Origin of the sequence: Actinomyces israelii DSM 43320, from assembly GCF_000711965.1 — a bacterium.
GTDB classification, from domain to species: Bacteria; Actinomycetota; Actinomycetes; order Actinomycetales; family Actinomycetaceae; genus Actinomyces; species Actinomyces israelii.
The window spans coordinates 18,753-29,120 of the sequence record NZ_JONS01000041.1; the positions used below are offsets into that span (position 1 = coordinate 18,753).

Annotated in this window: 10 protein-coding genes; 6 read left to right on the top strand and 4 right to left on the bottom strand. The window is 73.1% G+C overall.

What is annotated here, in order from left to right; all coding sequences use genetic code 11:
• Positions 1–89: 89 nt before the first annotated feature.
• Positions 90–1,706 carry a hypothetical protein gene (locus O145_RS12280; RefSeq protein WP_052375102.1) on the bottom strand — a complete coding sequence of 539 codons (1,617 nt, stop codon included), beginning with the start codon at positions 1,704–1,706 and terminating at the stop codon, positions 90–92.
• A gap of 618 nt (positions 1,707–2,324) precedes the next feature.
• Between O145_RS12280 and O145_RS12285 the strand changes: the two genes are divergently transcribed.
• Positions 2,325–2,603, top strand: coding sequence for a hypothetical protein (locus tag O145_RS12285; protein ID WP_052375103.1), 279 nt, complete (start codon positions 2,325–2,327; stop codon positions 2,601–2,603).
• A gap of 251 nt (positions 2,604–2,854) precedes the next feature.
• On the opposite strand, the gene O145_RS12290 is transcribed toward O145_RS12285, so the two are convergent.
• Both O145_RS12290 and O145_RS12295 read right to left on the bottom strand, forming a co-directional pair.
• On the bottom strand, positions 2,855–4,456 hold the full coding sequence (locus O145_RS12290; protein ID WP_043563432.1) for a replication-associated recombination protein A: 1,602 nt from the start codon (positions 4,454–4,456) through the stop codon (positions 2,855–2,857).
• Positions 4,457–4,668: 212 nt separating this feature from the next.
• Positions 4,669–5,838: an ROK family protein gene (locus tag O145_RS12295; RefSeq protein WP_043563434.1), complete on the bottom strand. Its 1,170-nt coding sequence runs from the start codon at positions 5,836–5,838 to the stop codon at positions 4,669–4,671.
• Between the two features lie 56 nt (positions 5,839–5,894).
• Between O145_RS12295 and O145_RS12300 the strand changes: the two genes are divergently transcribed.
• On the top strand, positions 5,895–6,545 hold the full coding sequence (locus tag O145_RS12300) for an HAD-IA family hydrolase (protein WP_084682595.1): 651 nt from the start codon (positions 5,895–5,897) through the stop codon (positions 6,543–6,545).
• A 449-nt stretch (positions 6,546–6,994) separates the two neighbouring features.
• Here O145_RS12300 and O145_RS16635 read toward each other — a convergent pair whose 3' ends face one another.
• Entirely contained in the window at positions 6,995–7,621 is a 627-nt protein-coding gene (locus O145_RS16635; RefSeq protein ID WP_324252503.1) for a nucleotidyltransferase family protein, read from the bottom strand.
• Positions 7,622–7,674: 53 nt separating this feature from the next.
• Here O145_RS16635 and O145_RS12310 point away from each other — a divergent pair, with 53 nt between their 5' ends.
• From O145_RS12310 to O145_RS18290, 4 genes are all read left to right on the top strand, one after another.
• Complete coding sequence (locus O145_RS12310; RefSeq protein WP_043563436.1) at positions 7,675–8,664, top strand: SPFH domain-containing protein; 990 nt, start codon at positions 7,675–7,677, stop codon at positions 8,662–8,664.
• A gap of 87 nt (positions 8,665–8,751) precedes the next feature.
• The gene (locus O145_RS12315) at positions 8,752–8,973 is read left to right on the top strand and encodes a type II toxin-antitoxin system antitoxin (RefSeq protein ID WP_043563438.1); all 222 of its coding nucleotides are present in this window, start codon (positions 8,752–8,754) and stop codon (positions 8,971–8,973) included.
• An 870-nt stretch (positions 8,974–9,843) separates the two neighbouring features.
• Positions 9,844–10,122: a YcaO-like family protein gene (locus O145_RS16645; protein WP_052375108.1), complete on the top strand. Its 279-nt coding sequence runs from the start codon at positions 9,844–9,846 to the stop codon at positions 10,120–10,122.
• 48 nt (positions 10,123–10,170) lie between these two features.
• The coding region (locus O145_RS18290; protein WP_169740356.1) for a transposase family protein at positions 10,171–10,368 on the top strand (198 nt) is incomplete at its 3' end.

Genomic DNA, 10,368 nt, shown 5'->3' on the forward strand with positions numbered 1-10,368 from the left:
TCTACCTCATACGAAAATGTCTATCTCGACGCCGGGGAGCGGCGCCGAGCGGGCCCTCGAGCAGGGGTCCCGGCCCTCGTGCGCCGAATTTAAGAGCGGGTGTTGGGCATGAGGTAGTGGGGGCCGATGAAGCCGATGTGCACCTTGCCCGTGCGACCGTCGGTGTCGTCGTGGAAGTAGACGCGCGGGGCGAGGTCCTTGCCGCCCTCGGCGATCTTGAGGTGGCTGTACATATAGGTCCTGCCGCTGGGATGGACCTCCTTCGCCACCGGCAGGAGCCTGCGGTCGTTGAACTTGGGGGCGTTGCGGACGGTCTCGCTCTCGGTCATCGACAGCTTCTTGTCGGTGGCGGGCCAGCTCTCGGGGAAGCCCAGGTGGCACCACTCCCAGAACCCGCCGGAGAAGTGCTCCTCCCGGCAGTGCCTGGCGTAGGCGGCCAGCGCCCGCAGCCCCCGCCAGGTGGTGTCCCCCCAGACGGTCGCCTGGGGGATCGCGACGAGGCGGTCGAGATCGTGCTTGGCGGTGTCGGGCAGGCACAGGTCGTCCACGAGGTAGGTCTGTGCGGCCAGAACGGCCTCCTCGATGTCCTGGACGGTGTCGGGCACGTCGGTGCCGGGGTCGTCCTTGGCCCCCCAGTAGATCTCCGGCCGGCCGATCTCGTCGAGCCGGGAGCGCAGGCGCGCAAGGTGGCCGCGGAGCCGGTTCACCTCGCCGTCACGCTCCTCAAGGTCCTCGCGCAGGGCGTCGGCCTGGGACAGCGCGTCCGCCAGCTCGCCCTCCAGGAGCGACACCTGGTCGGGCGATGCCACGCCATCGCCGTCGGACCCGCTTGAGGGGGAGAACACGGCGAGCGTCGGCGGTGCGGGCAGCCGTGCCGACAGCGCGGCGGCCGTCTCGATGACACGGTCGACGCCGGGCCCCCACGAGGGCTGGAAGCGGTTGAGGAGGAAGTACCGGTGGCGTCGCCCGTCGCCGTCCTGGTCCAGGGGCGCCGGCGAGTAGACGCGGACGCTGCCGTCCCATGCCGCGAGGCTCCCCAGGCGCTCCCGGAAGACCCGGGCCGCGGCGCGGTCCAGGGTGAAGACGGTGGCGAGCCCCCGGGCGCGCTCGGCGATCACCCGGGCGCGCATGAGCCAGGCGTCCTCGTCGTCGTGGTTCGGCTGGGTGCAGACGATCGCCGGCAGCCGGCGGCCCGACGAGCGCAGCACCTTGTCGACCAGGAGCGGGATGCCGATGGCGGGTATGGCCTCGGGCGCGGACAGGAGCCGCGACATCCCCAGGCTCGGCGCCCCCGGGATCGCGAGCAGGTCGTCGACGACACGCGGCCGCTCGATGGGCGGCCGCCGGGTGGGGTCGGAGGTTTCCATCCGGTTCTCCACGACGACGTCGACGCGCTCGTCGTTCCCGACGGCCCGTACGACGACCTCCCAGCGCGTCGTCGTACCCACGGCGCCGGCCATCGTGTCCCAGACGATCCCCTCGAAGCTGGTGAGGTCGGCATCGTCCCCGGGGACGCTGCCGTGCGGGCTGCGGATTCTCACCGTGCGCTGCCGGTCGGTCAGTGCAACGGTGTGCTCGCCGTCGGGCAGCTCGGCCTGGGCGCCGTCTGTCGCCCAGGCAGCGAACGATGCCCGGGCATCGGAGAGGTAGTGGGCGATGCCGTCATACGGGCGGTCGTGCCACTGGATGCGGGCGAGGATACTCATAGTGCTTCTTCGGATTGACTTCGAGTTTGAGGCGAATTACATGCGCGGGCAAATTATATGGACGGCTCCCGACGACGGCGCGACGGCACGACGAGTCCCGACCGCAGCGCGTCGGTGCTCTGCCAACGGCGTACAGCCGACCGGGGCGCCCGTGCCGCTCGCGTGCGGCGCACTCAGCCGCGAGCGGAATCCCGGGGAGGACGGCGCTTCCGATGACGCCCATCCATCATGATCGGTTCGGTGCCGTTTCGAGATCGCTTCGAGACGCCCGAACCGGCGGCCTCGGAACCGCGAGCAGGAGCCGGGCCGGTTGGGTGCCTCGGCCGTGGTGGGGCGCGGACGTGCCTTCCCGGCGTCAACGTACATTTTGTCCCAGTCCTTCTGGGGGTGGAGGTCAGAAGGATGGGAGAAGGGCGCGCCCATGCGGCCAAGCTCCGTCCGCGCCGTCAACCGTCGTCGATGCTCGGCGTCGGCCCACGCTGCCCGCCGGCGCCGGCCCCTCCGGAGCCTTCCCGGTGCCGGCTCGGGGCTCGTCGAGGCCTTGGAGGCCCTTCGGGCGGGCGGCACCCGGAGGATGGCGGCACCCGGTGGGCGCTTCGAACCGATCTTGAGCCGGAAGTGAACCGATCTCGGTGCGGAACTCGACCGATCCCGGCCCTGGTCCGCGACCTGGACGTCAAGGCCCGTGGGCTGTCCCGCGGTTGGGAGGGGCTGGCGGTTATTGACGTGCGTCCTACGCCCAGCATCTCCAGCGTGGCGATCTCGCTGGAGGTGTCCAGCGACCTCCCCTCGAAGGCGGCGCAGACCGCGAGGCGGTTCCTCGACCAGGTGCTGGACCTCATGCGGGACGAGGGGAACATCTTCAAGAGCGCCAGCCGCGAGCTCGCCTGCGCCTGATCATGTCCGCCGCCCAGGAGGGAACCGCAACGCTGGGCTGACCGACGCCATTAAGACTCTGGCCCGACGTATGGCCGCTGAGATCATCCACATCGTGCGCAACTCGTTCAACGACGTCGCTGTCAGCCAACCCGGCAGCCATTGAGGCCCGCGCTGGGTGCGGGTGCTCACGTCGCCCATGACCCTTCTTCCGCGTCGGCGGAGCAGGTCGACGTCGTAGCCCTGCTCGGCCTGCCCGTGCCCGCTCGTACTCAGTCCCGGGAGGCCCGCCGCTCCCGCCGCAGGGCCTCCCAGTGGGCCAGGCGCTCTCGGATGCGCCGCTCGTAGCCGTGGTCGGTCGGCTCGTAGAAGGGCTTGCGGTCGCTCGGCGGCGGATAGCCGTCGGGGAAGTAGTCGGCGCCCGAGAAGCCGTCGGCGGTATCCGGGTCGTACTGGTAGCCGGCCCCGTAGCCGAGCTCCTTCATCAGCCGCGTCGGCGCGTTGAGAATATGTGCGGGCGGGGCGAGCGACCCCGTCCTCCCCGCCGCCTTCTGCGCCCGCCCCAGTCCCCGGTAGACCGCGATCGACTTCGGCGCGGTGGCCAGGTAGACGACCGCCTGGGCGATGGCGAGCTCCCCCTCGGGGGAGCCGAGCCGCTCGTAGGCGTCCCAGGCGGCCAGCGTCACGGTCAGCGCCCCGGAGTCCGCCACCCCCACGTCCTCGCTGGCGAAGCGCACGAGCCGCCGCACCACGTACAGCGGGTCCTCGCCCCCGGCCAGCATCCGCGCCAGCCAGTACAGGGCGGCGTCCGGGTCGGAGCCGCGCATCGACTTGTGGAGGGCGGAGATGAGGTTGTAGTGCTCCTCGCCGGACTTGTCGTACAGGGGCGCCCGTGAGGCGACGACGACGGCCAGCTCCTCGGCGTTCAGGAGCCCCCCGCCGCCCGCGGCGGCGTCGGGGGGCTCGGCGGCGGAGGCCGTGGGCGTGCCGGAGGCCGCGGCCGTGCCGGAGGCCGTGGGCGTGCCGGAGGCCGCGGCCGTGCCGGAGGCCGTGGGCGTGCCCGCGCCGTCGGCGTCGTCGGTGGTGCGGGGCCCTCCAGCTGCGGCGTCGTCCTCAGGTCCTCGGGGCGGCTCGTACTCGGCGCCCTCAGCGCTGTCAGCCGCCTCGGCGCCTCCGGCGCCCTTGAGGCGCGCCCAGCCCAGGACCTGCTCGACCATGCCCAGCAGGTAGCGGCCATCGCCGTCGGCCATGGCGAGCAGGGCCGCGCGGGCGGCGCCGGTCAGCGGGAGCGGCCCGCCGGCCAGCGCCTCGGCGCGCTCCAGCAGCACTGCCAGGGAGGCCTCGTCCAGGCGGCGCAGCACCATGACCTGGCAGCGCGACAGCAGGGCGCCGTTCAGCTCGAAGCTCGGGTTCTCCGTGGTGGCGCCCACCAGCACGACCGTCCCGTCCTCGACGTACGGCAGGAAGGAGTCCTGCTGGGCGCGGTTGAACCGGTGGATCTCGTCGACGAACAGCAGCGTGCCCTGCCCGACCTCGTGGCGGCGCGCGGCCGCGGCGAAGACCTTGCGCAGCTCCGCCACCCCGGAGAAGGTCGCCGAGACCTGTTCGAAGGTCAGGCCGGTGCGCTCCGCCAGCAGCCGGGCGATCGTCGTCTTGCCGCAGCCGGGCGGCCCCCACAGGATGATGGAGGACAGGCGCCCTGCCTCGATCATGCGCCCCAGGGGCGCGTCCGGGGCCAGCAGGTGGTCCTGCCCGACGACGTCGGCCAGCGCGCGCGGCCGCAGCCGGTCCGCCAGCGGCCGCGTCGGGTCGTCGACGACGGGGCCGCCGCCTTCCGCCGCGGCGTCGAAGAGCGAAGGGGCGTCGGTGCTCATGGGCCCAGGCTACGGCGGTGCGGGTGGGCCGGCGTCCGTCTCGACCGGCTCCCCGAGACGGGAGTCGAGGGATGGCGGCGCCCGGCGGGCGCTTCGAACCGACCTCGGCGCGGAAGTGAACCGATCTCGAGCCGGAATACGACCGATCTCGGTGAAGGGGGGCGGCTGGCGCGCGCACCGGCGTCGTCGGCCGGGATCCCCGCCGGCAGGGCCTACCGGCCGGGCTTCCGCGCCGCCCAGGCGGCGAGGCCGGCGGGGCTCGCGACCTCGTCCAGGGCGGCCTCGGCGGCGCCGACCAGCGCGGCGTCGGCCCCGAGCTCGCCGACGACGACCCGCGGCGCCTCGCCGCGCAGGCACCGCATGAGGCCGCCCGCCAGGGACTCCTCGAAGGCCCGGGGTGAGTGGTCGCGCAGGAGCGGCCCGATCCCGCCGAGGGTGACGACGTCGGGGTCGGTGATATTGATCAGCCCGGCCAGGCCGCGGCCCAGGCTTGCGGCCGCGGCCGCAAGGACCGGGCGGTTGGCGGGGTCCGCCTGGGCGATGACCGCCCCCACGGACGCCGCCGAGTCGTCGTCGGCCCCCAGCCGCCGGGCCAGCGCCCTGGTCCCCAGGACGGTGTCCCAGCAGCCCCGCGCCCCGCAGTCGCAGACCGCCTCCGGGTCGCCGAGGGGGAGGTGCCCGACCTCCATGGCCAGGCCGGTCGCCCCGAGCACGGGCGCGCCGTCGAGGACGAGGCCGCCGCCGACGCCGGTGAGCACGGTCAGGTGCAGGGTGCTGCGCGAGCCGCGCGAGGCGCCGCGGCGGGACTCCGCCAGCGCCTCGCAGGTGGCGTCGTTGGCGACGAGGAGGTCGGCGCCCGGCGCGGCCAGGGGGGCGAGGCTCACCCGGTCCCAGTCCAGGACGGAGGACTGGACGACGGTCCCCTCGCGGACGGTGGCGGCCGCGGCGACCGACACGGCCCGCACCCGGCCCGCACGCTCGCTCGCCTGCGCGGCCACCGCCCGGCGGACGGGGGCGAGCACGTCGGCGGGGGCCCGGCCGCGATGAGGGGCGGGGGCTGCGGCTGTGAGGTGGCCGTCGAGGCCGGCGGTCGCCGTCCGCCAGCCGGTGGCGGTGATCTCGACGGCGATGACGAGCGGCCCCGACGGGTGCGCGGTGAGCGCCGAGGTGGGCCGCCCGCGGCCGCGGGGGACGGGCGCGCCCTCGTCGAGGACGGCGGCCTGGCGCATGCGTGTCACGAGGTCGGCGGCCGTGCCGCTGGAGATGCCGAGCTCCTGGGCGACCCGCGCCCGGGTGATGCCGGGGGAGCGGCGCACCAGGGCGCAGACGTCGGCCGCCAGGGCCCAGCGGAGCTGATCGGCGGTGCTGTGTCGGTGCGTCATGGGCTTTTCCGGTTCTCCGTCTAGCATTTTGATCGGCTCACGAGTTTAATAGGTGCATGACCTCATTCGCGCACCATCTTGCCCCCTGCCGCGCCGTCCTCCTCGACATGGACGGCACCCTGGTGAGCTCCACCGACGCCGTCGAGGCCGCCTGGACCGCCTGGGCCCGCGCCAACGGCGTCGAGACGGCCGCCGTCCTGGCGGTCTGCCACGGCCCGGACGCCGCCACCACCGTGCGGCGCTTCCTGCCGGGCATCGGCGAGGCGGAGCTGGCCGGGCACGTCGCCGCCCACCTGGAGCGCGAGTGCGCGGACACCGACGGCGTCCGCCCCGCCCCCGGCGCCCTGGGGCTGGTCTCCTGGATGGACGAGCGGGGTCTGCCCTGGGGGGTCGTCACCAACGCGCACCTGCGCCTGGCCCGCGCGCGCCTGGGGGCGGCCGGGCTGGACCCGCCGGTCATCGTCTCCCGCGATGACGTCGAGCGCGGCAAGCCCCACCCGGAGGGGTACCGGCTGGGGGCGCGGCGTCTGGGGGCGGAGCCCCGGCGCACGGCCGCGGTGGAGGACTCCGCCCCCGGCCTGGCGGCGGCGCGGGCTGCGGGGGCGGTCGTCGTGGCGGTGGGCGGGGCCTGGGACGGCGACGTCGTCTGCCGTGACCTGCACGAGCTGCGCCGGCTCCTGGCCGCGGCAGGGCGCCGGGTCCCGTGAGGGCTGCGGCGGGGCGGATCGTCCTGGCCGAGGCTGTTCGGGCCTGTTCGGGTTGCTCGCCCCGGCTATCGCGGCCGTCGCCGGCGGTGGCCCGGGCGCCGTCATGCTGGATCCGCACGGTGCCCCGCGGCGGTTCCGACCTCACCGGCACCGGTGGGCTCCGGAAGGTCCGAGGGGTGTGCGCGAGCCGCCCTCACCGCAGGGTCGCCGGCGCCCTCGGCCGTCTTACGGGGTCAGTGGCGTGATACGAAGGGCGGTACGCACATGGGAGGGCGGGGGCCCGGCGGGATGGGCATCAGGTTTTGTTGTTATTCCGCGGTTCTGCTCATGACGTCGAGATGTGTTGACGCGCTCCCATGTGCGCACAGGGGGGCCTGCGCACATGGGAGCGCGTCAACACATCTCGACGATCGCGGATGATCCGCATATTTCCAACGAAAAATGGCGCTTCACTTGCGAATGCCCTTCTCTCCCATGTGCGGTTCCCCGCTGGCTGCCGTGCGCAGGTGCTCGGCGGGTCGTGGCCGGGCGCGTGCGCAGCTCTTCTGCGACGCCCTCGACGCGTCCAGGCATCTCGAGGGCCGCCGGAAGCCGGCGCGGACCATATCTCGGGCGGTGCCGTGTCTCAGGGGATCGGTGACCGCCGCGTCTCGGGCGGTGCCGGCCGCCCTGGGGAGAAAACGCCGGTGCTTCGTGGAGGATCTCTTCGGGAGCTCTGCTCGCAGGAGCCATAGCGGCACGGCTTCCGACATCACTCGGCTCTTCATGAAGGGGGTGAGGGCCGAGTCGGGGACGGCGTTCACGTCGACGCCCAGGATCACCTCAAGCCCGGGCTCCGGGTGTAACAGGTCCGCGAGCCCCGTCGGTTCGTCCATGTGGAACAGCAGGTCGGTGTCGGAGCCCTCGTGCTCGCGGCCTATTGCGACGGGTCCGAAGGCGCACTCCGCAGCCGCCGGGCCGAGGCGTGACGCCGCCTGGTCTGGTCGGGGGCGTGGTGCCGCCTGGAAGCGGATCGGGCGGAAGACCCCGGGCTGGGAGCGGCCGGGGCTGATGGGGCGCGTCGGGTGCTGCCCCAGAACTTGCGGCGGGCAGAAAAATAGATATCATTTTGCTAGCCAAGGAGGTTCTCATGTCCACCAGTCCCACCGCCCCTGCTGCTCCGACCGACCCGGCCCTGGAGCGTCCGCCGAGCGCGCCTGACCGGATCCCCGGTCGCGTCGACATCGCGGAGAGGCCCGCGCGCGCCGCCGGACCCGCGGCTGCCTTCCTCGCCCTCATCCTCCTGCTGGCGATCATGGCGGGCCTGATCGTTCTGGCCGTCGCCAATATCGACGCCGCCGACGCGGGCGAGCCGGGGGCGGTGGCCCGAGTCGTCGGCGGGTTCGTGGGGGTCACGCTCGTGGTCGTGCTGCTGGTCAGCTCCTTCGTGATTGTCGTCCCCGGGCAGACCAGCGTCCGCCAGTTCTTCGGCCAGTACATCGGCACCGTGCGCCGCACCGGCATGGTGCTCGTCCTGCCGCTGACCACCGGCAAGAAGGTCTCCGTCAAGGTCCACAACTTCGAGACCAGTGAGCTCAAGGTCAACGACCTGGAGGGCAACCCCGTCAATATCGCCGCCATCGTCGTGTGGCAGGTGGCCGACACCGCCCGCGCCGTCTTCGCTGTCGAGGCCTACGAGGAGTTCATCAAGGCGCAGGCCGAGTCCGCGCTGCGCCACGTGGCCACCACCCATCCGTACGACGAGCCCGGCCCCGGCGAGACCTCCCTGCGCGGGGGCACCGACGTCGTCTCCGCCGAGCTGGCCACCGAGGTCGCCGCCCGGGTCGCGCTGGCCGGCCTGGAGATCGTCGAGGTCCGCATCTCCTCGCTCGCCTACGCCCCCGAGATCGCCCAGGCCATGCTCCAGCGTCAGCAGGCCGGCGCCGTGATCGCCGCCCGCGAGCAGATCGTCGAGGGCGCCGTCACCATGGTCGACCAGGCCCTCAGGCGCCTGGAGGACGACGACGTCGTCGCCATGGACGACGAGCGCCGGGCGCAGATGGTCTCCAACCTGCTGGTTGTGCTGTGCTCCGACCAGCGCACCCAGCCCGTGGTCAACACCGGCTCCCTGTACGCGTGAGGCCCCGTGACGTGGACGCGCCGCCCCACGAGCCGGACCCATCGGCTCCCTGTGCTCATGAGGCCCCGGCGCGCGTGAGGAACGCCGATGGCGGATAGCCGGCGCAAGCAGGTCCTGCTGAGACTGGACCCCGCCGTCCACGCGGCCATCGCCAAGTGGGCGGCGGACGACCTGCGCTCGGTCAACGCCCAGATCGAGATCATCCTGCGCCGCGCGCTCGCCGACGCCGGCCGCGGCGTCAGGGCCGCCCCCATGCGCGGGCGGGGCCGGCCGCGCAAGGAATCCGGGGAGCCGCGCGAGGAGGAGTGACGACGGCGCCCGCCGCGCTGCGGGCGCCGTCGGGCCGCCGACGGTCGGTCCTGGGGCTCAAAAAGGTGGCCGGCGCATATCTTTCACCCGCCATCCCCCGCTCCTCCCGCCACGAAGCGGTGCAATGACGCCATTCCCCGTGAGCGCAGGAGCCGCCGCGCACCTGAAAGTCACGCGCCGGCCACCTTTTTCCGTCCCGCCGGCGCCCCGGGCCGCCCCGCCCCGCCCGTGAGCCCGCGCGCGCTCCTCCCGAAGGAGGACCCGCCCCGCCCTTCGGGTCGGTGCCCGGACTGCGCGGCCGGTCGAAGAGAGAAGGGAATCGCGCCCTCGTGCAGGAGCCCCGGGCGGGTCCTCCCCCGCGATGCTTCTCCTGTCACCGAACAGGATGCGGGAACGACGGACGGCCGATCCCGCTGTTGATCAGGAGGGATCATGACCGAGACCGCACGATGGCGACACCGCCCGTGCCGGGGCACGATGCTCGCCGGTTCCCCGCGGGGGAGCCGCTCCCGGGGCTTCGCCTCGGGCAGGAGCTGATCATGTACGCGAGCGATCTCAAGGAGCCCAGCCCGGCTGGCCTGCGCCGCGCCCGCCGGCTCCAGTCCCCCTGCGGACTGGTCTCGAAGTCCGTCCGCCTTCCCAATGGCCAGGACGAGCCGCCCTTCTCGATCTTCACCTCCCTGCTGGACAACCCGTCCGCGGTCCTGCGCACCCAGCGCAACTGGACCCACTCCAATGCGCAGGGCAATTTCGACGGCGCCGGAGGGGCCATCGACCCGCTCCGCGCCAGGGACATCTCCATAGTCGAGTCTTTGGAGAGGTACTCGTCGTGCACCTGGGTCGTGCACCTGGAACGACGCCGACATCGTCATGGCGACCGAGGCCGAGCTCGGCGCCGCCGCCGTAGGCCCGCGCCGCTTCCCCCGGTGCTCGGAGCGCGAGCTCGCCGCCGAGGGGGCCACGCTGGTCCACTACGACCCCCGGCTGCCCATCCGGTGGCAGCGCGCCTGGTCGCTGACGCACGGGCGGGAGGTCTTCGTCCCCGCCAATCTGGTGTACCTGCGATTCCCGATCTACTCCCGGGCCGAGCCAGGGGGTCGGCGTAGTCGTGGGTGTGTTGGTGGGGGTGCGGCGCGGTTCCTGGGGTGACGATGGGTGTGTCCTACGCACCCTTTCGTCGTCAGGAGCCGCGCCGCTATGCCATCTTCCCCTATCAACATTGCTGGGCGCCAGCCGAGCCTGATGCAGGTCTTGTCCACCGTGCCCGATCCCAGGTGCGCCCGGGGAATGAGGCACCGGCTGGAGGTGATCCTGGCCGTGGCGGTGGGGGCCGTGCTGTCCGGAGCGCGCAGCCTGCTGGCCATCGGGCAGTGGGCCGCCGGCCTGGACGCCGAG

Coding starts and splice junctions, on each gene's coding strand:
- O145_RS12310 (WP_043563436.1), top strand. CDS start 7,675: ATGTCCACCAGTCCCACCGCCCCTGCTGCTCCGACCGACCCGGCCCTG.
- O145_RS16645 (WP_052375108.1), top strand. CDS start 9,844: ATGGCGACCGAGGCCGAGCTCGGCGCCGCCGCCGTAGGCCCGCGCCGC.
- O145_RS12295 (WP_043563434.1), bottom strand. CDS start 5,838: ATGACGCACCGACACAGCACCGCCGATCAGCTCCGCTGGGCCCTGGCG.
- O145_RS12300 (WP_084682595.1), top strand. CDS start 5,895: ATGACCTCATTCGCGCACCATCTTGCCCCCTGCCGCGCCGTCCTCCTC.
- O145_RS12280 (WP_052375102.1), bottom strand. CDS start 1,706: ATGAGTATCCTCGCCCGCATCCAGTGGCACGACCGCCCGTATGACGGC.
- O145_RS12315 (WP_043563438.1), top strand. CDS start 8,752: ATGGCGGATAGCCGGCGCAAGCAGGTCCTGCTGAGACTGGACCCCGCC.
- O145_RS12290 (WP_043563432.1), bottom strand. CDS start 4,456: ATGAGCACCGACGCCCCTTCGCTCTTCGACGCCGCGGCGGAAGGCGGC.